Annotated in this window: 26 protein-coding genes; 14 read left to right on the forward strand and 12 right to left on the reverse strand. The window is 63.6% G+C overall.

Annotation, left to right across the window (positions count from 1 at the left end):
* Positions 1-6: 6 nt before the first annotated feature.
* Both pgl and zwf read right to left on the reverse strand, forming a co-directional pair.
* Complete coding sequence (pgl, locus tag FGK63_RS05665; RefSeq protein WP_138840638.1) at positions 7-678, reverse strand: 6-phosphogluconolactonase; 672 nt, start codon at positions 676-678, stop codon at positions 7-9.
* Complete coding sequence (gene zwf, locus FGK63_RS05670) at positions 675-2129, reverse strand: glucose-6-phosphate dehydrogenase (RefSeq protein WP_138840639.1); 1455 nt, start codon at positions 2127-2129, stop codon at positions 675-677. The genes pgl and zwf overlap by 4 nt, the downstream gene beginning before the upstream one ends.
* A 162-nt stretch (positions 2130-2291) precedes the next feature.
* Here zwf and FGK63_RS05675 point away from each other — a divergent pair, with 162 nt between their 5' ends.
* Positions 2292-3245, forward strand: a complete 954-nt coding sequence (locus FGK63_RS05675) for a radical SAM protein (protein ID WP_138840640.1) — start codon at positions 2292-2294, stop codon at positions 3243-3245.
* Between the two features lie 3 nt (positions 3246-3248).
* On the opposite strand, the gene FGK63_RS05680 is transcribed toward FGK63_RS05675, so the two are convergent.
* The gene (locus FGK63_RS05680) at positions 3249-3947 is read right to left on the reverse strand and encodes a lipid-binding SYLF domain-containing protein (RefSeq protein WP_138840641.1); all 699 of its coding nucleotides are present in this window, start codon (positions 3945-3947) and stop codon (positions 3249-3251) included.
* 236 nt (positions 3948-4183) lie between these two features.
* Positions 4184-4453, reverse strand: a complete 270-nt coding sequence (locus FGK63_RS05685) for an usg protein (RefSeq protein WP_138840642.1) — start codon at positions 4451-4453, stop codon at positions 4184-4186.
* 192 nt (positions 4454-4645) lie between these two features.
* Here FGK63_RS05685 and gyrA point away from each other — a divergent pair, with 192 nt between their 5' ends.
* Positions 4646-7372, forward strand: coding sequence for a DNA gyrase subunit A (gene gyrA, locus FGK63_RS05690; RefSeq protein WP_138840643.1), 2727 nt, complete (start codon positions 4646-4648; stop codon positions 7370-7372).
* Between the two features lie 96 nt (positions 7373-7468).
* Here the strand turns inward: gyrA and FGK63_RS05695 are convergent, their stop codons facing one another.
* The 4 genes from FGK63_RS05695 to FGK63_RS05710 all read right to left on the reverse strand — a co-directional run bounded on the left by FGK63_RS05695 (position 7469) and on the right by FGK63_RS05710 (position 11861).
* On the reverse strand, positions 7469-8311 hold the full coding sequence (locus tag FGK63_RS05695; protein WP_218961115.1) for a DUF4396 domain-containing protein: 843 nt from the start codon (positions 8309-8311) through the stop codon (positions 7469-7471).
* A 124-nt stretch (positions 8312-8435) separates the two neighbouring features.
* Entirely contained in the window at positions 8436-9905 is a 1470-nt protein-coding gene (locus tag FGK63_RS05700; protein WP_138840645.1) for a carboxypeptidase M32, read from the reverse strand.
* A 6-nt stretch (positions 9906-9911) separates the two neighbouring features.
* Entirely contained in the window at positions 9912-11057 is a 1146-nt protein-coding gene (gene ctaA, locus FGK63_RS05705; protein WP_138840646.1) for a heme A synthase, read from the reverse strand.
* 60 nt (positions 11058-11117) lie between these two features.
* Positions 11118-11861, reverse strand: coding sequence for an RNA methyltransferase (locus FGK63_RS05710; protein ID WP_138840647.1), 744 nt, complete (start codon positions 11859-11861; stop codon positions 11118-11120).
* A gap of 157 nt (positions 11862-12018) precedes the next feature.
* Between FGK63_RS05710 and FGK63_RS05715 the strand changes: the two genes are divergently transcribed.
* Positions 12019-12639, forward strand: coding sequence for a thiamine phosphate synthase (locus tag FGK63_RS05715; RefSeq protein WP_138840648.1), 621 nt, complete (start codon positions 12019-12021; stop codon positions 12637-12639).
* Here the strand turns inward: FGK63_RS05715 and FGK63_RS05720 are convergent.
* Complete coding sequence (locus tag FGK63_RS05720; RefSeq protein ID WP_138840649.1) at positions 12636-13784, reverse strand: HupE/UreJ family protein; 1149 nt, start codon at positions 13782-13784, stop codon at positions 12636-12638. The two genes, FGK63_RS05715 and FGK63_RS05720, sit on opposite strands and share 4 nt — an antisense overlap.
* A gap of 202 nt (positions 13785-13986) precedes the next feature.
* Between FGK63_RS05720 and FGK63_RS05725 the strand changes: the two genes are divergently transcribed.
* The 3 genes from FGK63_RS05725 to FGK63_RS05735 all read left to right on the forward strand — a co-directional run bounded on the left by FGK63_RS05725 (position 13987) and on the right by FGK63_RS05735 (position 16595).
* Complete coding sequence (locus FGK63_RS05725) at positions 13987-14880, forward strand: PfkB family carbohydrate kinase (protein ID WP_138840650.1); 894 nt, start codon at positions 13987-13989, stop codon at positions 14878-14880.
* Positions 14877-15791 carry a pseudouridine-5'-phosphate glycosidase gene (locus tag FGK63_RS05730; RefSeq protein WP_138840651.1) on the forward strand — a complete coding sequence of 305 codons (915 nt, stop codon included), beginning with the start codon at positions 14877-14879 and terminating at the stop codon, positions 15789-15791. The genes FGK63_RS05725 and FGK63_RS05730 overlap by 4 nt, the downstream gene beginning before the upstream one ends.
* A gap of 78 nt (positions 15792-15869) precedes the next feature.
* Positions 15870-16595 (forward strand): DUF502 domain-containing protein, encoded by a 726-nt coding sequence (locus FGK63_RS05735; protein WP_138840652.1) that lies wholly within the window; start codon positions 15870-15872, stop codon positions 16593-16595.
* A gap of 47 nt (positions 16596-16642) precedes the next feature.
* Here FGK63_RS05735 and FGK63_RS05740 read toward each other — a convergent pair whose 3' ends face one another.
* Complete coding sequence (locus FGK63_RS05740; protein ID WP_138840653.1) at positions 16643-17416, reverse strand: 3-hydroxybutyrate dehydrogenase; 774 nt, start codon at positions 17414-17416, stop codon at positions 16643-16645.
* Positions 17417-17458: 42 nt separating this feature from the next.
* Here FGK63_RS05740 and FGK63_RS20690 point away from each other — a divergent pair, with 42 nt between their 5' ends.
* The 6 genes from FGK63_RS20690 (at position 17459) to FGK63_RS21155 (ending at position 22011) form a co-directional block, all read left to right on the forward strand.
* Positions 17459-17602, forward strand: coding sequence for a hypothetical protein (locus tag FGK63_RS20690; protein WP_171052584.1), 144 nt, complete (start codon positions 17459-17461; stop codon positions 17600-17602).
* A 160-nt stretch (positions 17603-17762) separates the two neighbouring features.
* Entirely contained in the window at positions 17763-19577 is a 1815-nt protein-coding gene (locus FGK63_RS05745; RefSeq protein WP_425471835.1) for an extracellular solute-binding protein, read from the forward strand.
* Between the two features lie 32 nt (positions 19578-19609).
* The gene (locus FGK63_RS05750; RefSeq protein ID WP_138840654.1) at positions 19610-20434 is read left to right on the forward strand and encodes a metalloregulator ArsR/SmtB family transcription factor; all 825 of its coding nucleotides are present in this window, start codon (positions 19610-19612) and stop codon (positions 20432-20434) included.
* Positions 20435-20463: 29 nt separating this feature from the next.
* Positions 20464-20940 (forward strand): arsenate reductase ArsC, encoded by a 477-nt coding sequence (locus FGK63_RS05755; RefSeq protein WP_138840655.1) that lies wholly within the window; start codon positions 20464-20466, stop codon positions 20938-20940.
* Positions 20937-21596, forward strand: a complete 660-nt coding sequence (locus FGK63_RS05760; protein WP_138840656.1) for an aquaporin — start codon at positions 20937-20939, stop codon at positions 21594-21596. The genes FGK63_RS05755 and FGK63_RS05760 overlap by 4 nt, the downstream gene beginning before the upstream one ends.
* Positions 21597-21873: 277 nt before the next feature.
* Positions 21874-22011: a hypothetical protein gene (locus FGK63_RS21155; protein ID WP_342777310.1), complete on the forward strand. Its 138-nt coding sequence runs from the start codon at positions 21874-21876 to the stop codon at positions 22009-22011.
* Here FGK63_RS21155 and FGK63_RS05770 read toward each other — a convergent pair whose 3' ends face one another.
* Positions 22012-22635 (reverse strand): helix-turn-helix domain-containing protein, encoded by a 624-nt coding sequence (locus FGK63_RS05770; protein WP_138840658.1) that lies wholly within the window; start codon positions 22633-22635, stop codon positions 22012-22014.
* Positions 22636-22856: 221 nt separating this feature from the next.
* On the opposite strand from FGK63_RS05770, the gene FGK63_RS05775 reads away from it, so the two are divergent.
* The gene (locus tag FGK63_RS05775) at positions 22857-23510 is read left to right on the forward strand and encodes a DsbA family oxidoreductase (protein WP_138840659.1); all 654 of its coding nucleotides are present in this window, start codon (positions 22857-22859) and stop codon (positions 23508-23510) included.
* Positions 23511-23557: 47 nt separating this feature from the next.
* Here the strand turns inward: FGK63_RS05775 and FGK63_RS05780 are convergent, their stop codons facing one another.
* Positions 23558-23869: a hypothetical protein gene (locus FGK63_RS05780; RefSeq protein WP_138840660.1), complete on the reverse strand. Its 312-nt coding sequence runs from the start codon at positions 23867-23869 to the stop codon at positions 23558-23560.
* A 151-nt stretch (positions 23870-24020) separates the two neighbouring features.
* On the opposite strand from FGK63_RS05780, the gene FGK63_RS05785 reads away from it, so the two are divergent.
* Complete coding sequence (locus tag FGK63_RS05785) at positions 24021-25229, forward strand: multidrug effflux MFS transporter (protein WP_138840661.1); 1209 nt, start codon at positions 24021-24023, stop codon at positions 25227-25229.
* The last annotated feature ends 47 nt before the right edge of the window (positions 25230-25276 follow it).

Genomic DNA, 25276 nt, shown 5'->3' on the forward strand with positions numbered 1-25276 from the left:
ATGATCCTATTCGGCCCAGTGCACGGTTATTCCACTCAGAACGGCCGCGATCGGCGCTTCTTCGGGCGGCTTGGACATCGCCCGCTCCAAAGCTTCGCGCTTGCGCTCTCCGTAGATCACCAGGTGTTTCGACAGGGCGCCGTCCAGCACCGGCGCCGTAAGCGTGATCCGCGGCTCCGGCTGCACCTCGGTCCGCGCGACCGCCAGGATTGGCGCGTCGCTGCTCAGCGCCTGTTCCAGGCCGGGCATGCCGGGGTAAAGCGAGGCCGTGTGCATGTCCTCGCCCATGCCAAGCACAAGAACGTGCAGCGGCAGCACCGGCGCGATCAGCGCCTCGATCTCGGGCAAGGCGTCTTCGGGATTCGCGGAAGGGACGTAAAGAGGCACGAATTGCGCCGACGCGGCGCGGTTGACAAGAAGGTGTTCCTGGATAAGCCGGGCGTTGGAACGTTCGTGGTCCTGCGGCACGCAGCGTTCATCCGTGGGCAGAACCCTGACCCGTTCCCATTCGATGTCCGCGGCGCACAGGCTGTCGAAGATCGGGCCGGGCGTGGTGCCGCCGGGCACGGCAAAGGCGACGGCCTCGTCGTGCAGCAAGGCGGTTTCCAGCTCTCCGGCCAGCTTGTTGGCCACATCGATGGCCAGCATGTCGCGATCGGCGTATTCCTGAATATTCATGGTTTGATCCCCTGCCAGTTTCGACCGTCACGTTTCATCAGCAGTTCGGCGTCGCCCGGCCCGGTACTGCCGCAGTCATATGGTTTCGGAACATCGCCACTCGATTCCCAGCCGGCGATGATCGGGTCGGTCCAGGCCCATGCGGCTTCGACCTCGTCCCCACGCATGAACAGCGTCTGGTTGCCGCGCACCACGTCCATTATAAGCCGTTCATAAGCATCTGGCGAAACCTGATTTTCAGGCCCCAGCGCCTCGGCAAAGCTCATGTCCAGCGGTACGTCCACCAATCGCATCCCGCCTTGGCCCGGCTCCTTGATCGTGACCTTGAGCGTTATGCCCTCGTTCGGCTGCAGCCGGATCGACAGCACGTTGGCGTGCCTCCCGGCGTCGGCGCCGAAGATCGAATGAGGCGCGTCCTTGAACATCACGTTGATGACCGATGACCGCGCCACCAGCCTTTTGCCCGTGCGCAGGTAGAACGGCGTCCCCGCCCAACGCCAATTGCTGATATGGGCGCGCAGGGCGATATAGCTTTCGGTCGATGAGCGCGGATTCCCGACCACCTCGCGATAGCCCGGCTGCCCATCGACGCCCACGTACTGACCGCGCACGATGTGATGCGGCAGCACCGGGTCAAGTGCGCGGATCACCTTGAGCTTTTCGTCCCGCACCGCGTCCGGATCGAACTTCGCCGGCGGCTCCATCGCGATCAGGCACAGCAACTGCATCAGGTGATTCTGCACCATGTCCCGCATCGCGCCCGCGCGGTCGTAGTAGCTTTCGCGGCCGTCCACGCCGACGGTCTCGGCAACGGTGATCTGGATGTGATCCACGTACTGGCTGTTCCAGAGGGGTTCGAACAGCATGTTGCCAAAGCGCACCGCCATCAGGTTCTGGACCGTTTCCTTGCCCAGGTAATGATCGATCCGATAGATCTGCCGTTCGCGAAAATGCCCGGCGAGCGTGGCATTCAGCGCCCGTGCGCTTTCCAGATCGTGACCGAACGGTTTTTCGACCACGATTCGCGTCTTGTCAGAGGCCATTCCGTGGGCTTCGATGCGCTCGGCCAGCGCGCCGAACAGGCGTGGACCGACGGAAAAGTAAAAGGCGCGCACCCGGTCACGGCTCAGCCGTGCCGCCAGTTCCGGCCACCCCTCGTCGCCTTGCGCCTCCACCGGTACGTAGCCGACGCGCGAAAGGAACCGGTCCAGCGCCGCGCAATCCGCACTCCGATCCGGCGCATGTTCCTTCAGCCAGCCGGCGACCAGCGCCCTGTAGCCGTCGTCATCCAGCTTTTTTCGTGCGGCGCCCAGTACAAGAACGTCCTCCGGCCACTGACCGCCGCAGAACCTGCGGAACAAGGCAGGCAATATCTTGCGCTGTGCCAGGTCGCCGGTTCCGCCAAAAACGACCAGATCGAAAGGTTCTACCGGTATGACGCGAGAAACCATGAATTTTCCTTAACGCTGTCCTGTCCGCATGTCCAATGTTAGCGCCACCAGTTTTTCCGATCGCCCGCAATCAAAACTCCGTCAGACCGCCTGCTTGCGACTTTAACTTGTCCGACGCAATAGGCTAGATCGTTCGGACAGTTTCAGCAGCCGGAAGCGGGAATGAAAGACAACGCCCCCCACAGCGCCAACATCGGCAAGTTTCAGGACAGATTCGTGACAGCCGACGGCCAGACCCGCGCCTCGGTAAGCTTGACCCGGCCGGAAACGCTTTGGTTCAACACCGGAACCCTGTGCAACATCGAATGCGCGAACTGCTATATCGAAAGCAGTCCGACGAATGACGCGCTGGTCTATATCTCGGCCGATGAAGTGCGTGCCTTTCTCGACCAGATCGAGGATCGCGGCTGGCCCATTCGCGAGATCGGATTCACCGGCGGCGAACCCTTCATGAACCCCGAGATGATCGCGCTGACCCGCGCCGCGCTGGAACGCGGCTTCGAGGTTCTGATCCTCACCAACGCGATGCGCCCGATGATGCGCAGGCAGATGCGCGAAGGGCTGCTCGCGCTCCGGCGCGATCACGGCGATCGGCTGACGCTCCGCGTTTCCGTCGATCATTTCCGGCCTGAACTCCACGATGCAGAACGCGGCGCGGGAAGCTTTGCGAAGACCCTGGAAGGCATGAAATGGCTCCGCGACAACGGCTTCCGAATGGCGGTCGCAGGCCGCACCGTCTGGGGAGGAACCGATGCCGAAAGCCGCGCGGGTTATGCCGCGTTCTTTGCCGAGCACGGATTCGCCATCGACGCGCAGGATCCCGGCCAGACCGTACTTTTCCCCGAGATGGACGAAACCGTCGAAGTGCCCGAGATCACGACGGCCTGCTGGGGCATTCTGGGCAAGTCGCCCACGGACGTCATGTGCGCCAGCTCGCGCATGGTGGTCAAACGCAGGGGGGCCACGGCGCCCGTGGTGCTGGCCTGCACCCTCTTGCCCTATTCGCCGGAATTCGAGATGGGCGCCACGCTGCGCGAGGCCGAGGCGGACGTGCAGCTGAACCACCCCCATTGCGCCAAGTTCTGCGTGCTCGGCGGCGCAAGCTGTTCGGTCTGATCCTCAGTTCAGGTCCGGAGCCTTCCAGTACCTCGTGCCCGAAGCGCCGGCGGCGACGCGCCAGCCCGTCTTGTCGAGCACGAAAATGGACCGCCCGTCGATGAACCGGACGGCCTGCTCGGTCTTGTCTTCTCCGTACATGGCGCTCGATTCCGCCGTCGCGTCGAAGCCCTGGATCACGAAGACGTCGAAATCGGCCTGGGTTTCGAAAAAGATCACGAACTGGGTTTCGAACCCGCCGATGCCGAACGCGGCGCCGACGCCGCCGGTTCCCATGTTCATGTAGGTCCGGCTGCCATCCGCCTTGGACACCGCAACACCCCGGCCGTAACCGGCCGAAACCGGAAAGACCGTCACCTTGCGTGTGTCGAACGCGGCATATCCGGCGCTGGCTTCATACACGGCGTTTGCGTCCGGGTTCTCCTCCAGCAGCTGCGACATGACCCTGCCGGCCATGGCATCCAGCTTGGCACGCGTTTCCTCGGGCGTCGCCTCGTTCCTGACTAGTTCGTTCGTGGAATCGATGGAATCTTCAACCTTGTCGACGCCGGTCCCGATCGCGTTTCCAACCGTTTCAGCGCCACGACCGACCGCTGCCGCCGCATCGTTCGCGCCTTTCTTGATCTTGTCCAGCAGACCTTGCGCGGATGCAGGCCCGCTCAGGATCAGACAGGCAACGATGGCGGGCAGAACTCTGGTCATGCGAACACCCCGAACGCAGAAAATCTGTGCGGGTCAACCATAGCCGACCCCGAGAAAATTGAAACACTCCGTGCGCGGGCAAAAAAAAGGGGCCACATCGGTCTCACACAACAATGCAATGTGGCCGCGTTCTTGAAAAATGACTTTCGGGCGCGTCGCGCCGGGCAATGAATGTCCACGTCCATCGCCGGAAAGAATGCAACTCCGGCCCGTGGTGAATTGATCCTGAAATCCGCTCAGTTCAGCCTGAATTCCCCGACCACGTTGCGCCATTCTCCGGATGCCAGCATCTTGCGATGCGTGAACCGGACAGAGTGCAACGGGCCTTCGATCTCGCGTTGCCAGAATTCGATGAAACTGAACAGCTTCGGGTGATCCGGCGCGATGTCGTAGTCCTGCCAGATGAAGGTGTTCAGCACGTGGATGTAATCCGGCATTCGGTAGAAGAATTCGGCCGTCGTCAGGCCATAGCCCTTGAGCATCAATTCGGTTTCGGTTTTTTTCATGCAGACCTCCGTTTCTTGCTTCGGTCTCTCCAAGATACCACGGAATTGGTCAAACACGTACGAAAACAAAGCGTTACCCTGACGTGAATTCCGATTGCGTTGCACGGGCGCAGCTTGCTTGCACCTTATGTGCCGGGTCTGATAAGGTGCCTCCACAAGATATAGACCCTGCACAAAGAACGGGCAGTTTACGTGAGCGATACGCCAGAAACCCCTGAAAACGAAGACACATCACCGCCGCCGCGACCCGCGTATGACGGCCCGACCGTGTCCATCGAATCCGAGATGCGGACCTCGTATCTGGACTATGCGATGTCGGTCATCGTCAGCCGCGCGATTCCGGACTTGCGGGACGGTCTGAAACCGGTGCATCGGCGCATCCTCTACGCGATGCACGAAACCGGCAACACGCATGACAAACCCTACCGCAAGTCGGCCCGTCCGGTCGGTGACGTCATGGGTAAGTACCACCCGCACGGCGACTCGGCGATCTATGATGCGCTGGTGCGGATGGCGCAGGATTTCTCGATGTCGCTGCCGCTGCTCGACGGTCAGGGCAACTTCGGCTCGATGGACGGCGACAACCCGGCGGCCATGCGCTACACCGAAGTTCGCATGGACAAGCCCGCTTCGGCCCTGCTGGCGGACATCGAAAAGGAAACGGTCGATTTCCAGGACAACTACGACGGCAAGGACAAGGAACCGACCGTCCTTCCCGCCCGGTTCCCGAACATGCTGGTCAACGGCGCGGGCGGCATTGCCGTGGGCATGGCCACAAACATCCCGCCGCACAACCTGGGCGAGGTCGTGGACGCGACGCTTGCATTGATCGACGACCCGGACCTGACCAGCGAACAGCTGATCGCCTATGTTCCCGGCCCCGACTTTCCCACCGGGGGCGTCATGCTGGGCCGGTCCGGCGCGCGCAAGGCTTATCTCGAAGGGCGCGGCAGCGTCATCATCCGCGCCAAGACGCGGGTCGAAGAGTTGCGCAAGGACCGCTACGCCATCATCGTGGACGAGATCCCCTACCAAGTGAACAAGGCCGCGATGATCGAAAAGATCGCCGAAGCGGTGCGCGAAAAGCGCATCGAAGGCGTGGCCCATGTGCAGGACGAATCCGACCGCAACGGCGTGCGCGTGGTCGTGGAACTCAAGCGCGACGCGACGCCCGAAGTGGTGCTGAACCAGCTTTACCGGTTCACCCCGATGCAGACCTCGTTCGGCTGCAACATGCTGGCGCTGAACGGCGGCCGGCCCGAGCAGTTGACGCTGCGCCGGTTCCTGACCTGCTTCATCGACTTCCGCGAAGAAGTCGTCGCCCGCCGCACCGCCTTTGACCTGCGCAAGGCGCGCGAGCGCAGCCATGTCCTGTGCGGTCTGGCCGTTGCTGTGTCGAACGTGGACGAGGTGGTCGCCACCATCCGCTCCTCCGCCGACGCCGCCGAGGCGCGCGAAAAGCTGATGACCCGCCGCTGGCCGGCCTCGGACATCGCCGCCTACATCCGGCTGATCGACGATCCGACCCATACGATGAACGAGGACGGCACCTACAACCTGTCCGAAATCCAGGCCCGCGCAATCCTGGACCTGCGCCTGCAGCGACTGACTCAGCTGGGCGTCAAGGAAGTCACGGACGAGCTTGAAGAACTGGCGGGCAAGATCAAGGAATACCTCGAAATCCTGTCCTCGCGCGAGCGGATCATGGGCATCATCGCCGACGAGCTGCGCGAGGTTAAGGAAAGCTTCGCCGTTCCGCGCCGTACCGAGATCGTGGACTGGTCCGGCGACATGGAGGACGAAGACCTGATCGAGCGCGAGGACATGGTGGTGACCGTGACCTCGGGCGGCTACATCAAGCGCACGCCGCTGGCCGATTTCCGCGCCCAGAAGCGCGGCGGCAAGGGCTTGTCGGGGATGCAGACCAAGGAAGAGGACGTGGTCACCACCCTCTTCGTCGCCAACACCCACACGCAGCTTCTGTTCTTCACCACCGACGGCATGGTCTACAAGCTCAAGACCTGGCGCCTGCCTCAAAGCGGGCGCACCGGCAAAGGCAAGGCGATCGTCAACATCCTGCCGATCCCGACTGGCGTTTCGATCGCCGCGATCATGCCGGTGGATGTGGACGAGGAACATTGGGACGATCTTCAGGTCGTCTTCGCCACCAGCGCAGGCGACGTGCGCCGCAATGCGCTCAGCGATTTCACCAACGTCAAGCGCAACGGCAAGATCGCGATGGACCTGCCCGAAGGCGTGGAGCTGGTGAATGCGCGCATCTGCTCGGAAGATGACGACGTGATGCTGGTCACGAACTCGGGCCGCGCCATTCGGTTCCGGACCACCGATGTCCGCGTCTTCAAGGGGCGGAAATCGACCGGCGTTCGCGGCATCAGGCTGAGCAATGGCGACCGCGTGGTGTCCATGTCGGTGATCCGCCATTTCGAGGCGACCGCGGACGAACGTGCCGCCTATCTCAAGATGCGCCGTCTGATGGCCGGCGTCACGGACGACTCCGAGGTGGAAGAAGACGAAGGCAATGCCGACAGCGTTCTGCCGCAGGAACGCTATGCCGAAATGTCGGCGGCCGAGAACCTGATCCTGACCATCACCGCCGGCGGGTCCGGCAAGCTGAGTTCGTCGCACGACTACCCCGTTCGCGGACGCGGCGGCATGGGCGTCGCGGCGATGGACAAGGCCATGCGCGGCGGCGAACTGGTCGCTTCTTTCCCTGTCGAGATCGACGACCAGATCATGCTGGCGACCTCCAAGGGGCAATCGATCCGCGTACCTGTCGACGGCATCTCGTTCCGCTCGCGCTCGGCCGGCGGGGTCAAGGTCTTCAACACCGGCAAGGGCGAAGTGGTGGTCAGCGTCGCCTGGATCGCGGACCAGCAGGACGAAGACGAAGACGAGTAAGCACCCGTCCTTTGGAACCTGCCAAACCAAACGGGGCTTCTGCGTGACATGCGCAGAAGCCCCTGACCGTTCCAGGGCTGGCCACCGCAGCCGAAATCAGAATTCGATCGGCACGAACCGAGAGGTCAGCCAAAGCGCCGCGATCAGAATGGCGTAAGTTCCCATCACCCAACCCAGCATCCGCGGGGTCGAAAGCGTGTTCATTTCCATCATCTTGTGCCCACTCATGTCATCACCCATGGGTTTGTCGGAATGGTCGGGACCTTCAGGTGATTCATGGCCCAAAGCCGGTGCAGGCCCATCGGCCCCCGGCAGGGACATGCAGCCATGCTTTAGGTGATTTGCGACCAGCCACCAGTTCATGGGAAAGGCGATCACGGCGCCCACGACCGTCGCCAGGCTCATCCGGAACCAGAAAGCCGGGGTCAGCGGGTTCTCGGAACCGGGCCATGCCGCCGACAGCAGGACCATCGTCGGGATCATCCCCGTCATGACCATGTTCATCGACACCGTCTCGGCAAAAACCGTCTTGCGCACGGCCTGGGCATAGCTTCCGAACATGGGCAACATCATCAGCGCCTGAAAGATGAACAGCCCCGAGATGAAACCAAAGCTGTATTCGACGACGATGTCCCACCCGTTTGGCAGGGCCATGGAATACACCAACACAGCCGCGACGATGATGCCCGTCGCGTCTCCGGCGACGCAGTGCATTTCGCTGTTCACGCCCTGTTTCCAGGTGGCCTTGGTGAATTGATCATGCCCGCCGGGAAACGGTCTGCGACAGGCCATCAGGTAAAAGAACAACCCGACCGGTCCAGTGTAGAGCGTGACCAGTATCCACGCCGCGCGCTGCACCCAGCTTGTGACGCCGTTCGACACCGAGTCCCAGACCACGAACAGGACGCTGGCGCCTGTCAGCAGAAACCACACAAGCATCGCGCCTTCCAGCATCGATCCTACCCCGCACTGACCTTTCGGTCATGCGACGATACCACGACATGCCGGAAACCGCATATCGCTGCAGCCCGGCAAGCGGTTTGTCCGACCGGGGCGCTTGGCCCTACAGCCCGTACAGCCCGCCGAACTTGTCCTCCAGGTATTGCAGCAGGGGCTCCGGCCCCGGCTCCTGGCCGCTGGCGCGCTTGATCACATCCCTGGGCGCGAACAGCCCGCCGTGACGCTGCAGATTCTCGCGCAGCCAGCCGGTCGCCCGCGAGGTGTCGCCCTGGACCAGTTGCGGGTCCAGATCCGGCACCGCGCCCCGCAGCGCCTCGTGCAGGCACCCGGCATAGACGTTGCCCAGCGAATAGGTCGGGAAATAACCGAACAGCCCCACCGACCAGTGAACGTCCTGCAGGCACCCGTTCGACGGCTTGTCCACCGCATAGCCGAAATCAGCCGCGAAACGGTCGTTCCAAGCGGCCTCCAGATCGGCCACCTGCAGATCGCCCCGCATCAGCGCGCGTTCAAGATCGAAGCGCAGCATGATGTGCAGGTTGTACTGCACCTCGTCGGCCTCGGTCCGGATGTAGCCTTTGTCGACACGGTTCACGGCGGAATAGAACTCGTCAGCATTTGCGATCCCGAAATCACCGAATACCTCGGTCATCTGGTCGAACAGCCAGCGGGTAAAGGCGCGCGACCGGCCAAGCTGGTTTTCGTATATCCGGCTCTGGCTTTCATGCACACCCATCGACACGCCCTGGCCCAGCGGCGTCAGCGCGTAACCGGGGTCGATCCCCTGTTCATAGGCGGCGTGGCCGACCTCGTGGATGGTCGAGTAAAAACAGTTGAACGGGTCGGTCTCGCTGGTCCGCGTGGTGATCCGCACGTCCGACCCGCTGCCCGAGCTGAACGGATGCACCGCCTTGTCCACCCGGCCGCGATCCATGTCGTAGCCGAACGCCACCGCAAGCTTGTGCGACAGGCGCAGCTGATCGCTTTCGGCGAACCGTCCGGATACCGCCTTGGGCATGGGCCTGTCCAGGACTGCACCGCGCAACTCGACCAGCCGTGGGCGCATCGTGTCGAAGATTTCCGCGATCTGCGCGCTGGTCGTGTGCGGCTCGTAATCCTCGACCATCGCATCATAGATGTCGCCGCCCCGGGCCAGCGCCGCGCCCTCCTCGCGCTTCAACGCAACAACCTCTTCAAGAACGGGCAGAAACGCCGCGACATCCTCGTCGGCGCGGGCTTGCGCCCATTTCCCCTGCGCTTCCGAGGTCACGCGGGCGATTGCCTTGGCCAGATCGGCAGGGACCTTGATCGTCCGGTCATAGGCGCGGCGAATTTCGCGTAGTTGCGCCGCCCCCACCTCGCAGGGCGCCTCGGCCCGCTCCAGCCAATCCGCGACGCGCGGGTCCGAGCGGCGGGAATGCAGCACCGCCTCGATCGCGGCCATCTCTTCGCCGCGCTGCCGGGCCGCACCGCGCGGCATCACGGTTTCCTGGTCCCAGCCCAGTCGCCCGGCGATCTGCGCCAGTGCGGTGGTTTCGCGCTGAAAGGCCATCAATTCGTCAAAGGCGGTCATCGTGCGTCAGGCTCCACGAAGTGAGGTTGCGATCGGATAGGCGGTCAGGAAGCGGGCGCGCAGGATCAAGGTCCATAGCACGATCGCCAGCAACTGGTGCAAAATGGCGATCTGCCACGGGGCCCCGTAGACGACGGTCACGATACCCAGAACCACCTGCAAGAGAAGCGCCGCGAACACGGCGTTGAAGGCGAAGCGGGTCTGGGGATGCGCGCTGTTGCGCCCGCGCAGCCAGACCACGACGCCGAAAATCAACAACAGGTATCCCGCGCAGCGATGGATGAACTGAACCAGCCCGGGACTTTCGAAGAAGTTGCGCCACATCGGCTCAAGCACCGTGGCGTCAGGCGGCAGCAGTTGCCCGCCGATCAGCGGCCAGTCGGTATAAGACCGGCCCGCATCGATACCGGCCACCATCGCGCCGATCAGGATCTGCAGAAAGGCAAAATGCATCAGCCCCGTCGAAAGCGAGAAAAGCCTGGCCTCCTTCGCCCGCCGCGCCTGCATCAGGTCCCTCTCGTCGCGGCCAAGCATGTAGATGTACCAGGCCAGGAAACCCAGGATCACGAAGGCCAGCCCCAGATGCACGGCAAGCCGGTAGCTGGCGACCGAGGTCATGCCCTCGCCCTGCGTCACGCCCGAGGCGACCATCCACCATCCCACGGCGCCCTGGACCCCGCCCAGAACGCCGGGCAGCAGCAGGCGGCCGGTCCAGCCGGCAGGTATCCGGCGCGCAACCAGAAAACCGACGAAGCCGATCGCCCAGACCAGGCCGATCACCCGGCCAAGCTGACGATGCCCCCATTCCCACCAGTAGATCTCCTTGAAATCGTCCAGTTCCATCCACTGGTTCTGGATGCGCCACTGGTCGATCTGCTTGTACTTGTCGAATTCGGCCTGCCATTCGGCCTCGTTCATCGGCGGGACGGCCCCGGTGATCGGACGCCACTCGGTGATCGACAGTCCGCTGTCGGTCAGCCGGGTCAGGCCGCCGACGACGATCATGGCGACCACCATGGCGAACAGCAGCATCAACCAGATGCGGATGCCGCGCCGAGCGCCGCCGCGGCCGCGGTCGATCAGGCCGGGCTGGGCCGCCGACTGTTTCTGGTCATCCGAGACTTCCTCAAAGATGCTGCGCTTGCCGCTCATGTCATCCTCATGCCGTTCAGTTTCCCGCAAGCTAAGGCGGCCACCCGCCCGCGTCCAGCTTCAGCCCTTTTCCTTCCAGCGGACCATCTGCCGCATGATCCCGTGCAGCATCTGGACATCCGCGCGGGTCATCCGCATCCGGGACCACAGGTTGCGCAGGTTCACCTTCATGCCCTCCGCCTTTTCCGGAGGATAGAAGAACCCGGCCGCGTCCAGCCGTTCCTCGTAATGCTCCACCAGCTTCTCGACTTCCAGCCCCGTGGCCCAGTCTCCCTTGCCCAGGTCGGTCGCTTCATGAACCACGTCACCGGTCTGGCGCATCCACTCATACGCGGTCAGCAGCACGCATTGCGCGAGGTTCAGCGAGGCGTATTCCGGGTTCACCGGAACCGAGATGATGGCATTGGCCTTGGCGATATCCTCGTTCTCAAGACCGGCGCGCTCGGGCCCGAACAGAACCGCGACCTTCTCGCCCGCCGCGACCATCTCGGCCGCGATCTGCATGGCGCGTTCGGGGCTGTAGACCGGCTTGGTCATGCCGCGCGGACGCGCGGTGGTGGCAAAGGAAAAGGTCCGGTCCGACAGCGCGCCTTCGAGGTCGTCGAACAGCTGCGCCTCGTCCAGCAGCCGCCCTGCGCCGCTCGACATCGCGACCGCCTTGGGGTTCGGCCAGCCGTCGCGCGGCGCGACGATCCGCATCCGGTCCAGGCCGAAATTCCACATGGCGCGCGCGGCGGCGCCGATGTTCTCGCCCATCTGCGGGCGCACGAGCACGAAGGATGGCTGAAGTCTGTCGCTGGGCATGGTCTTCTCCGAAATCCCGCCTGCTGTAATCCCGACATCCGGACAGGGCAAGCCACCCCTGCCCCTTCGGTTTGCAATTCCCGCAACGTCCGGCATAAAAGATTGCTTCCAGCACGCAATCCGCTAAACCGCGCCAAGGAAATCGAAGGACGCGCCGATGGACACTCCCGAGCAGCCGCAGATCTATCTCATCACCCCGCCGGCGATCTCGCTGGCCTCTTTCCCCGATCGGCTCGCCCGCGTTGTTGACGGAGCCGAGATCGCCTGCATCCGCCTGGCCCTGGCCGGCAAGGACGAGGATCAGATCGCGCGCGCGGCCGATGCCTGCCGCGAAGTCGCCCATGCCAGGGACGTCGCGCTGGTCATCTCGAACCATGTGCTTCTGGCGCAGCGCCTCGGGCTGGATGGCGTCCACCTGGACGATGCCGCGCGGTCCGTGCGCGCCGCCCGAAAGGAGCTTGGCCCGGACGCGGTCGTCGGCAGTTTCTGCGGCACCTCGCGCCATGACGGCATGACCGCCGGCGAGGCCGGGGCCGATTACGTGGCCTTCGGCCCGGTGGGGCAATCCTCGCTGGGCGACGGTTCCTTCGCGGATCCGGACCTGTTTCAATGGTGGTCCGAGATGATCGAGGTTCCCGTCGTCGCCGAGGGCGGCCTGACCGACGAAATCGTCCGCACCCTTGCCCCGCACACGGATTTCTTCGGCATCGGAGACGAGATCTGGTCGGCCGAGGATCCGCTGGCCAGCCTCAATACGCTCATCGCCGCGATGGGCTAGACCGACAGGTAGGGCTGCGCCAGAAGGTATCCCCCGACCAGCGCGATGACCAGCGAGGCCGGAATGGCGATCCGGCCCCGGTACCAGGGTTTCCGGCGGAACCACAGCGCGGTCGCAAGATAGGCCACGACGACAACCGCCAGAAGGCCGAGTTCGATCCCCAGATAATATCCGCCCATTGCGCTCAGCAACTGGACCGGCGGCAGCCCGATCCCGTCCAGCACATGCGCCAGGGCCAGCCCGTGGAAGATCCCGAACAGCAAGACCAGGATCAGCCGCCACGGATGCAGCCGCCTGAAGAACACGTTTTCCGCGGCGATCAGCACGATCGATGCCGCGACCATCGGCGGCACGATCCCGGCCGGCACTTCGACCAGCGCCAGCGTCTTCGCCGCCATCCCGACCGCGACGCCCAGCGACAAGGTTGCGAACTGCTGAACCAGCGGGCGCGTTCGATGCGACAGAAAGAAGATCCCCAGCATGAACAGGATCTGCTCGGTGCCCCGCGGCAGGATCTGTTCAAACCCGGTCGGGACATAGGCTTCGAACGTCTCCCAAGGGCCAAGCGAGGCGCCCCCGGCCAAAGGGATCGGCGGGCTGATCTCGCCTCCGCGCAGATAGCCGGTATAGGGCGCCTGCACGCCCTGTTGCCGCAGCACCAGTGCCCCGGCCCCGACCGGCCAGGTCAGTCGAAGGCTGCGCGCGCCCGGCGGCAGATCGGCAGTCAGCAGCATGACCGACTTGCGCGGCGCATCCGTGCTGCCGACCACCGGGATCCGCACGCCCTCGTATGACAGATCCAGCGGCCCGCCCGCCTCGGCCTGAATGCCCTTGATCCACTCCGGAAAGAACTCCCGCACTCGCGGCTCAAGCTGTGCCGCCGCCATCCCGCGCAGGGTTTCGTACCGTTCCGAAACATTCGATTCCCTCGTGTCGGCCAGTCCGTCCAGTTCGACGCCGGCCACGAAGGCTTCGACATTTATCCGCAACTCAAGGAACAACTGCCCCTTCTCGACGCGGAAATCCGCCACGGTCGGGGTCACGCCATGGGCGGCTGGCCGATCAGGCAGGGCGCAAAGGGCGAACAGCAGAAACAGCCCCAGGACGATCCGAGTCAGACCAGCCGCCCCGCGCAATCCAACCATATCCGTTCCGACCCCAAATCCGACGATTAACCCAATGCACCTGTCCACGAGTTTTCGACTGAACCACATCAAGATCAAGCGGAAACCCGTATGCTGCCCACAAAATATTGCTTGCCTACAGTACCCGCAACAGCCCCCGCCGATTCCTTCTGCATCGGCCTTCTCCCTTGCGCCGCCTCCGGTGCTGCGGCATGAAAGCCGGATGACCAACACCACCGACATCCTCTGCATCGGCTCGGTCCTCTGGGACGTGATCGGGCGATCCGCCAGCCACATGCGGCAGGGATCCGACGTGCCGGGCCGCATCACCCGCCTGCCCGGCGGCGTCGCGATGAACATCGCCATGACGCTGGTGCGCTTCGGAATGAAACCGACGCTGCTGACGGCGATCGGACGCGACGCCGAAGGTGACGAACTGGTCCATTCCTGCTCCATGCTGGGCATGGACACGGATCACATCTACCGTTCCGAAGATCTTCCGACCGACCGGTACATGGCCGTCGAGGGGGCGAACGGCCTGATCGCGGCGATCGCCGACGCCCATTCGCTCGAGGCGGCGGGGGCCAAGATCCTGCATCCGCTGATCCACGGGCCTCTGGGTTCGGAAAACTCGCCGTTCGACGGCCCCATCGCGCTCGACGGCAACCTGACGATCGCGCTGCTCGAAGAGATTGCGCAAAGCCCGGCCTTCGGGCGCGCGGACCTTCGCGTCGCCCCGGCCTCGCCCGGCAAGGCCGAGCGCCTGCTGCCGTTCCTTCAGCACGGCCGCGCCACGCTATATCTCAATCTCGAAGAGGCCAGCCTGCTCTGCCAGCGCGAATTCACCGACTCGGCCAGCGCCGCCGACTGCCTGCTTGAACGCGGCGCGCGGCGGGCGCTTGTGACCGACGGCGGCAATTCCGCAACCGAGGCCAGCGCCGACGGGATCCTGACCCGCACCCCGCCACCGGTGCTGGTGACCCGCGTGACCGGCGCGGGCGATACTTTCATGGCGGCCCACATCGCCGCCGAAGCCAAGGGCGCCGACCGGGACGAGGCCCTGGGCCGCGCCCTGAACGCCGCCGCAACCTACGTTTCCGGAGACACCCCCCTGTGATCGACATCCAGTATTCCGCCGAGGTCCGCGCCGCCAAGGATGCGGGCCGCCCCGTCGTCGCGCTTGAAAGCACGATCATCACGCACGGCATGCCCCACCCCCAGAACGTCGAAGTGGCAAGGCAGGTCGAACAGGACATCCGGGATGCGGGCGCCGTGCCGGCGACCATGGCCGTGATCCAAGGTCGGCTGCACGTGGGGCTGGAGCCCGAGCAGCTGGCCGCGCTGGGACAGGCGCAAGGCGTCGCCAAACTGTCCCGCGCCGACATGGCGGCCTGCATGGCCGGCGGCGGCACCGGCGCGACCACCGTCGCCGCCACGATGATCGCCGCGCGCCTTGCTGGGGTCGAGGTCTTTGCAACCGGCGGCATCGGCGGCGTCCATCAGGGCGCGGAAACGACCTTCGACATCTCCGCCGACCTGCATGAACTGGCGCAGACGCCAGTCACCGTAGTGGCCGCCGGAGCCAAGGCGATCCTCGACCTGGCAAAAACGCTCGAAGTGCTGGAAACCCTCGGTGTTCCCGTCATCGCCTACGGCCAGGACGCCTTTCCCGCCTTCTGGTCGGCGCAATCGCCCCTCGCCGCACCCTTGCGCATGGACAGCGCCGACGAGATTGCCCGCGCCCATGCGATGCGCCGGGCGCTGGGTCTGCCCGGCGGGCAGCTGGTGTCGAATCCCATCCCCGCGGCGGATCAGATTGCGGCCGATGAGCTGGCCCCGATCATCGCCAGCGCGCAAGCGGATGCCGAGGCCCACAGGATCACCGGCAAGGGCGTGACGCCCTACTTGCTGCAACGGATCTTTGAACGGACCGAAGGCCGCTCGTTGACGGCGAATATCGCGCTGGTGCGCAACAATGCGCGCCTTGCGGCCGAAATCGCAAAGGCGCTGCTCCCGCTCCAGTCCTGACGGCGTCTTTGATCCGGCGGCCTATTGTACCGGCGCATCAAACTCCCTAACTAACTCGATAAATCATTCGGAACCGCGATGAACACACCGTTCGACGAAGAACCTCACCGACGCCCGGGGCTGTTGTCCCGGCTGCGCGCGTCTTTTCTGACGGGCATCGTGGTCATTGCGCCGGTCTGGCTGACGCTCTGGCTGATCTGGTCCGCGGTGGGATGGATCGACAGCGCGGTTCTGCCGCTGATCCCCGCAAGGTTCCAGCCGGAACAGTATGTCGGCATCAACCTGCGCGGCGTCGGCGTCATCATCTTCCTGATCTTCACGATCATCATCGGCTGGATCGCCAAGGGCATCATCGGCCGGTCGCTGATCCACTTCGCGGAAAGCCTGGTCGCCCGGATGCCGGTCGTGCGCTCGATCTATTCCGGCATCAAGCAGATTTCCGAGACGGTCTTCGCGCAGACCGAACGCTCGTTCGAGCAGGCCTGCCTGATCCAATATCCCCGCAAGGGCATATGGGCCATCGGCTTCGTCTCGACCACCGCCAAGGGCGAAGTCGCGAAACGCGCCGATACCGAGGGCGAGCTTCTCAGCGTTTTCGTTCCGACCACGCCGAACCCGACCTCGGGCTTCCTTCTGTATTTCCCCGCCGAGGATGTCATCATCCTCGACATGTCGGTGGAAGACGCGGCCAAGCTGGTCATCTCGGCCGGTCTTGTCTACCCGAACGAAAAGGATCCGACGCGCCCGATCGAAAAGCCGAAGGGGAAGGACAATAAGGCCGCTCTCGTCGAAAAGGTCGAATGACGCCGCCCGGCCTTTCTATCTCGTAAAGACGTGGGGACCCCCGCCCGTCAAAGCGCCGTCCAGCCTCCATCGACCGAAATCGTGGTTCCCGTGATCTGCGCCGCCGCGACCGAGCACAGGAACACCGCCGTACCGCCCAGCTGTTCGACGGTGGCGAACTCGCGCGACGGCTGCCGGACCAGCATCACGTTCTTGATCACGTCCTCGCGGCTCATGCCGTATTCCTTCATGGTGTCGGGTATCTGCGCCTCGACCAGCGGCGTCAGCACATAGCCCGGGCAGATCGCATTGCAGGTGATCGGCTCCTGCGCGGTTTCCAGCGCCACGGTCTTGGTCATCCCGACGATGCCGTGCTTGGCCGCGATATAGGCCGACTTGAACGGAGACGCGGTCAGACCGTGCGCCGAGGCGATGTTGACGATCCGGCCCCAGCCCGCCGCGCGCATCATCGGCAGCGCCGCGGCCGTGGTGTGAAAGGCCGAGTTCAGGTTGATCGCGATGATCGCGTCCCACTTGTCGACCGGAAAGCTGTCGATCGGCGAGACATGCTGGATCCCGGCGTTGTTGATCAGGATGTCGCACGACCCGGCCTTTTCGATCAGCGCCCGGCATTCGTCGCCCTTGGACATGTCGGCCTTGATGTAGCGCGCGTTGGTTCCCGTCTCCTGCGCGATCTGCGCCGCAAGCGCGTGGTCCTCGTCGCGATCGGTGAAGGAGTTCAGCACCACATCCGCCCCGGCCTTGGCCAGTTCACGGGCGATGCCCAGTCCGATCCCCGAATTCGATCCCGTGATGATTGCGGTTTTGCCCGACAAGGACATGACAGCTCTCCCTTTCTCAGCCCGATTTTTCCGGAGACTGCCATGCTGCAGTTGCAAAGGGAATGGCAAAACCGTGCCGCGACCATGCGTCCGGCCATCGGCGCGCCGGGCATGGCCGGTGTCGAACGTGAATGGAAAACCGCCGCGCGACCGCCAAAAAAAACGCCCGCACGAAGCGGGCGTTAAGTTATTGAGGCAGGTTTCATACAGGCAAGAAACCTATCGAGCAGTGCATCCTTTATAAGCAATTCCGCGCCGTCATCCAAGCTAAAAGTTTGAAAATATGGAAAACCATCGCTACGGTGAATCCCAAGCAAAATAAGGCCAGAGCAGGATAGTAGCCAAATTGCGACTGAATTTTTTTCGCCAACACCTCCCGCTGATGGCGGGTGTCGCGCTCTTTTTGTCCATACAAAACGCGCAAGCAGAATCGGTTCATGGCATAGCTATGTATGGGGACCCGGCCCTGCCACCGGATTTTGTGTCCCTGCCTTACGCCAACCCCGACGCCCCCAAAGGTGGCCGCGTGGTGTTCGGCAACACCGGCGGGTTCGACAGCCTCAATCCTTTCGTCCAGAAAGGCACCGATCCCTGGCAACTTCGCTTCTGGTCCTACGAGAGCCTGATGGGCCGATCCTGGGACGAACCCTTCTCGCTCTACGGCCTTCTGGCCGAATCAGTCGAGACCCCCGAGGACCGATCCTGGGTCGAATTCACCCTCCGGGAAGAGGCCCGATTCTCCGACGGCAGCCCGGTGACGGTCGATGACGTGATCTGGTCCTACGAGACTTTGGGCACAAAGGGGCACCTGCGGTACCGCGGCCTCTGGTCCCAGATCGACAGGATCGAACAGACCGGCCCGCGCTCGGTCCGCATCACCTTTTCCGAGGAGGACCGGGAACTGGCCATGATCGCCGGCCTGCGCCCGATCCTGAACAAAGCCCAATGGGAAGGGAAGGATTTCGCCAACGCCCCCCTGCAGGAGATCCCGATCGGGACCGGGCCTTATGTCGTCACCGATTACGAACCCAGCCGCTTCGTCACGCTGAAGCGAAACCCGGATTACTGGGGCAAGGACGTGCCGTTTCGCCGGGGGACGATGAATTTCGACGAATTGCGGATCGAATTCTATGGCGACGAGACGGTCCTGTTCGAGGCGTTCAAGGCCGGCGAACTGACCGCCGTGCGTGAATTCAACGCCGAGAAATGGGAAACCCAATACGATTTCCCGGCCGTTCGCAGGGGGGATGTCGTCAAGACCGAGATCCCGCACGGCAAGCCTTCGGGCATGACGGGTTTCGTCATGAACACCCGCCAGCCTCCCTTCGATGACTGGCGCGTGCGCGAGGCGCTGCTCTTCGCCTTCAACTTCGAATACATCAACGACACCATCACGGGCAGCGCACAGTCCCGCATCACCTCGTTTTTCTCGGGTTCGGACCTGGCCATGCAGCCGGGGCCGGCCGACAGCAAGGTCCGGTCCCTGCTCGAGCCATACGCAGAACATCTCCTCCCGGGGGCTCTGGACGGTTACGAATTGCCGCAAGGCGACGGGTCGGCCCGCAACCGCAAGAACCTTCGGGTTGCGGCGGACCTGCTGGCCGAGGCCGGCTGGAGCGTGACGGACGGCGTACTCAGGAACGCCGACGGCGATCCTTTCGAATTTTCGATCCTGATCCGCCAAGGCGACACGGACATGCAGACCGTGATCGAAATCTATGCCCGCGCGCTGGAACGTCTTGGAATCAAGGTCACGACCGAAAAGGTGGACAACGCGCAATATGCGGGCCGCGTCGCGGAACTCGATTTCGCCATGACGCCGTTCCGGCGCGAGTTGTCGCTGTCTCCCGGCAACGAGCAGCGGCTCTATTGGGGCAGCGAAGGCGCCGCCACTCCGGGCACCCGGAATCTCATGGGCATGGCCTCGCCGGCCGCTGACGCGATGATCGACGCGATACTGGCCGCCGAATCCCGCGAGGACTTCGTCGCCGCGACGCGGGCGCTCGACCGGGTTCTGACCACGGGCCGCTACGTTATCCCGATCTGGAGCTTCGACGTCGGCCGCATCGCCCACGCCAAGCAGCTCAAATATCCCGAACGCCTGCCGATCTACGGCGACGGTCCGCAATACATGCCGGATGTCTGGTGGTACGAGGATTGACGCGAGGACTCTGATTCCGTATTTCGCGAAATATGGAAATAAGCCTGAGTGACAAGCTGAACGCCCTCGCCCATCCCCGGCGGCTGGACCTGTTCCGCCTGCTGATGCGGCGCTACCCGGATTCCGTGCCCGCCGGACACATCGCCGAGGCGCTGGATCTAAAGCCGAACACCACCTCTTCCTACCTCAACGTGCTGCGAAGCGCCGGCCTGATCGAACAATCGCGCGACGGCACTTCCCTGCACTACACCGCAAACCTGCCCGAGGTCAGAAACCTGTTCAGCGGCCTTCTCGGCGACTGCTGCGGGAACCGCCCCGATCTCTGCCTGTCCCCATCCAAGGACCCCGTCATCACCACACGGGACCGCGTTCTGAACGCCCTGTTCGTCTGCACCGGCAACTCGGCCCGTTCGATCATGGCCGAGGCCATCCTGCGCGAAGAAGGAAAAGGCAGGTTCAATGTGTATTCCGCAGGCACCGCTCCCTCCGACAATCCCCACCCCGAAGTGTTGGACCTGTTGAAGCACAAGGGTTACGACATTTCGCAATTGCGCTCGAAATCCGTGGCCGAATTCGTTGCCGACGGCGCTCCAAAAATGGATTTCGTCTTCACCGTCTGCGACCGTGCCGCCAATGAAACCTGCCCGACCTGGCCCGGCCAGCCGATGAGCGCGCATTGGGGCCTGGCCGATCCCGTCAAGGCCGCTGGCGCCGGCGCCCGGAAACGTCTCGCCTTCCAGCAAGCCTATGGCCTGCTGCGAAACCGGATCACCGCATTCGTGAACCTGCCGTTCGAAACGCTCGACCGCATCTCGCTGCAGCACATGTTGGACGACATCGGCCGCATGACCGACTGAGTTCCCTGCATCACTCCAAGGAAAACCACATGAACATCCTCGTTCTCTGCACCGGCAACTCGGCCCGGTCCATCCTGCTGGAATCCCTGCTCAATCACCACGGCGCAGGCCGCGTCCGCGCCTTTTCCGCAGGCTCGAACCCGACCGGCAAGGTGCATCCGCAATCACTTGCCCTTCTGGCGGCCAGGGGCCACGACATTTCGGCCGCGCGCTCCAAAAGCTGGGACGAATTCGCGGCCGACGGCGCACCGGAGATGGACATGGTGATCACGGTATGCGGTTCGGCCGCCCAAGAGACATGCCCGGTCTGGCCCGGCGCTCCGGTCCGTGCCCACTGGGGCGTCGAAGACCCAGCGGCCGCATCCGAATCCGAATGGGAACAGGCCTTCGCCACCGCCTACGACATCCTCGGACGCCGGGCCGCCGCGCTGCTCGACCTTCCGATCGAAACCATGAACCGGACCGAGCTTTCGGAACACCTCAAGCGCATCGGAGAAATCGCATGAACGCCCGCAGATACTTCGCCGAATTCCTCGGCACCGCCTTCCTGCTGATCGGAGTCGTCGGATCGGGGATCATGGCCGACACGCTGTCGGGCGGCAATGTCGGGCTTGCCCTGCTGGCCAATGCCATCGCCACGGGATGCATCCTCTATGCGATCATCACCACGCTCGGCCCGGTCTCGGGCGCGCATTTCAACCCCGCCGTCACGCTGGCCTTCGCCTTGCGCGGCGAACACCGCTGGAACGCCGTGGCGCCCTATGTCCTGTGCCAGCTGGCCGGCGGCATCATCGGTGTCTGGGCCGCGCACTTCATGTTCGACCTGCCGATTCTGCAAAGCTCGACCACCATGCACCGGACCGGCGCGAACCAATGGTTCTCCGAGATCATCGCGACGCTCGGCCTGCTCTTCGTGATCTTCGGCGGAATTCGGCACAAACCCGATGCGGTACCGCCGCTTGTGGGTCTCTACATAACCGGCGCCTACTGGTACACGTCATCCACAAGTTTCGCGAACCCGGCCGTCACCCTCGCAAGAGGGTTCACGGACACTTTCGCGGGCATCTTCCCGGCCCACATCCTGCCCTTCGTCGCGATGCAGATTCTCGCGGTTTTCATCGGGCACGTGGTGCTCAACTGGCTGTTTTCGGACCCGGAGTAACAGGCCCGCAAGGCCTCATCGACACCGCCTGCTTGCACCTGGCGCGGAACACTGGGAACGGGCAGAACGCCGGCACGAACTCAACCTGCATACGTGCGGCATTTTGTCCTGTCTCCATCAAACCGCGACTCTACGTAACCTTGGTCAGGGAGGGGAGCGTTCCGCATACCAAAACAGGGAAAGCTCGCACATGTTGAACTGGTCGGACCTGACGCAAGATTGGGCCTCATCATATGCCCGCGCAAAGACGCGTTTTCCGAATTTGCGCGATAGGGACATGGCTTACGTGAAGCAGGACCGCAAGCGGTTCGAGGCTTATCTGGCCGAACGGCATCACCTGACGGTCAACGAGGCTCGTGAAGAGGTCGAGGATTTTCTATTTACCGAGTCGCTGAACCGCGAATTCCGTCGCTGATCACGCCAGAGATGTGACCCAAAGGATGGTGGCGTCTTCGTCGCTGACGGATATGACGTTATGCCCCATGCTGCCGTCGTAATAGGCGCTGTCGCCGCGGCGCATCTCGACCGGTTCGTAAAACTCCGTATACAGCCTGACCACCCCGGTCAGGACGTACAGAAACTCTTCGCCGTCGTGGCGGACCCAGCCGTCGAATTCCTCCATCGACCGGGCGCGCACACGGGCGCGATAGGGCAGCATCTGTTTCTTGGTCAGCGTCTCCGCCAGCAGCTCGTGTTCGTAGGTCGCCGTGGCATGGGCCGTTCCCGCGCCCGATTTCGTGACCGACATGCGCCCGATCACCTGTTCCCGCTGCGGCGGTGTAAACAGCTGCGGCACCGAGATCTGCAACCCGACCGCCAGCTTCTTCAGCGCGTCATAGGTCGGCGACATCTGCCCGTTCTCGATCTTGCTGAGGGTCGATCGCGCCAGCCCGGCCTGGCTCGCGGCCTGCTCAAGCGTCCAGTCCCGCGCCTTGCGCAACTCGCGCACGCGGGCGCCCAAATCCAGAGGCTCGGCCTCGGTTTCAATCCCGTTGTCGCGGGCAATGCGGATGATGGATTTGGGATCGCGGCTTGTCATGGCACGTTCTATAGGGCCGCCCGGCGGTGCTTGCAACGTGCACCATGCCGGGCCGCGGCGAACGGGGCGCATACAGCGTCGCGGTTTTTCACAAAGCGCGGGAAAAACTGGACGTTCCTGCCCTGCCCCCTTATGTCAAGGCGGACCCGGCGCGCTCCTGTCTGACAGCGCGCCTTCATCCATCCGCCAGCCCCGCCGGCGCAACCCAAGGGACCGCCCGAATGACCCAGACCGTCAAGCTGGACATTTTGTCCGATCCGATCTGCCCGTGGTGCTACATCGGCAAGACCAATCTGGAAAAGGCGCTGGCCGCGATCCCCGACCATCCCTTCGTCATCGAATGGCATCCCTTCCAGTTGAACCCCGACATGCCCGACGAAGGCATGGACCGCCGCGAATACCTCGAGCGCAAGTTCGGCGGCAAGGAAGGCGCGGTGCAGGCCTATGCGCCCGTGGTTGAACATGCCGAAAAGGCCGGGCTCTCGATCAATTTCGAAGACATGCAGCGCACGCCCAACACGCTGGACGCGCACCGCCTGATCCATTGGGCCGGGATCGAGGGCAAGCAGAACGCCGCGGTGGACGCCCTTTTCAACGCCTATTTCGTCGAAGCCCGCGACATCGGAGATCACGAGGTTCTGGCCGACATCGCGGACGGTATCGGCATGGACGCCGCCCTGGTTCTGAAGCTGCTGAAATCCGATGCCGACCGCGAGGACATCCGCAACCGCGACGCCCATTCCCGCCAGATGGGCGTCAACTCGGTTCCCACCTTCATCGTCGCCAACAAGCACGCCGTACCGGGCGCGCAGCCGCCCGAACTGTGGGAAAAGGTGATTGGCGAGATCAAGGATCAGTTGAACACCGCCGTATAACCCCGGACCCGGCCAGTACCGGCCAGGCCCCGCGTCCGGCTCGCGGTTCAGAACGGCAGGAAACCGTCACCCAGTTCATAGCCCTTCACCGCCAGCAGCGGCTGATCTCCGTTGTACGAGAACACGAAGACGTGCGCCATGTCGGCGGCGACGGTCAACCGGCAGAACACCGCCTCGGGATCGAACTCGGCCGGGCACCCCTCGAGGTCGGCGTGTTCCACCGCGGTTTCGAATATTTCGTAAGTGAACGCTCCATTGCCCAGGTACGCGGTCCCGCCCTTGTGCGATTCCCCCGGCCCTGACGCCAGCGCGGCGGTTCCGAACAGGGCTGCGGTCATGCAAATCATCAATCGTTTCATCGAGTCGCTCCGTTTTTTGATGGCTAATTCTTATTGTTTTAGTCAGGAGTTTCGCAACCATTTATTTGACAGTTTTTGTCGGCTTTTGCGCAAGTCTCAATCTGGACCTCGCCCGCCAGCCGTGATAGCGCGACCGGGTTAGGAGTTCCCCATGGCTGACCGCATGTCCAAGGCCGAGTTCATCGCGCTGATCGCGATGATGTTCGCGACGATTGCCTTTTCGATCGACTCGATGCTGCCCGCGCTGCCCGAAATCGGCGCGCAGCTCAGCCCTGCCGACCCCAACCGGGCGCAGCTGATCCTGACATCCTTCGTCCTGGGCATGGGAATCGGAACCTTTTTCACCGGTCCGCTGTCCGACGCCTTCGGGCGCAAGCCGGTGATCTTCGCCGGCGCCGCCATTTACATCCTGGCCTCCGTGGTCGCCTGGGCAAGCTCGTCGCTCGAACTGGTTCTGGCGGCCCGGGTCGCGCAGGGGCTGGGCGCCGCGGGTCCCCGCGTCGTCGCAATGGCGATCGTGCGCGATCTCTACGCGGGGCGCGAGATGGCCCGGATCGTGTCGATCGCCATGATGATCTTCACGCTGGTCCCCGCCATCGCCCCGATGCTGGGCGCGGGCGTGATCGCCATCGCCGGCTGGCGCGGGATATTCGCCTCGTTCATCCTCTTTTCCCTGATCACGATCTTCTGGATGGGTTTCCGCCTGCCCGAGTCGCTGGCCCTCGAAAACCGCCGACCCTTCCGGTTGCCGCTGATGATCAGCGCCGCACAAGAGATGTTCTCGCACCCGACCGTCCGCCTGTCCATCGTCGTACAGACCCTGTGCATGGGCACGCTTTTCACCATGCTGACGATGGTTCAACCCGTCTACGACATCATCCACGACCGGGCCGAAAGCTTCCCTTTCTGGTTCGGTTTCGTCGCCCTGATGTCCGGGACCGCAAGCCTGTTGAACGCGGCGGTCGTGGTCCGCGTGGGGATGCGGCGTATGGTGACGTGGACGCTGTTCGCGCAGATAATCTTCACCTCCGCTGTCATCGCCCTGAACGGAACGGATCTGTCGGACACGGCCTCCTTCGCGCTGTTCGTGGCATGGCAGACCTCGATCTTCTTCATGGCGGGAACGACGCTCGGCAATCTCAACGCGATCGCGATGGAGCCGATGGGCCATATCGCGGGGATGGCGGCTTCGGTCATCGGCTCGATCTCGACCGTGCTCGCCGCGGCGATCGCCGCGCCGGTCGGGCTGTTGTTCGACGGCTCGCTGACTCCGCTGACCACCGGCGTCCTGACCATGTGCGTACTCGCCTTCGGCCTGATGCTGCATATGGGCCGGATCGAGGATCGCCTCCCCGCCTGACCTGTGCAGACCCGCCGTTTTCGACTACTCTGCCCCGCGACAGGGCG

Origin of the sequence: Ruegeria sediminis (assembly GCF_005938215.1) — a bacterium.
Classification (GTDB): domain Bacteria; phylum Pseudomonadota; class Alphaproteobacteria; order Rhodobacterales; family Rhodobacteraceae; genus Ruegeria; species Ruegeria sediminis.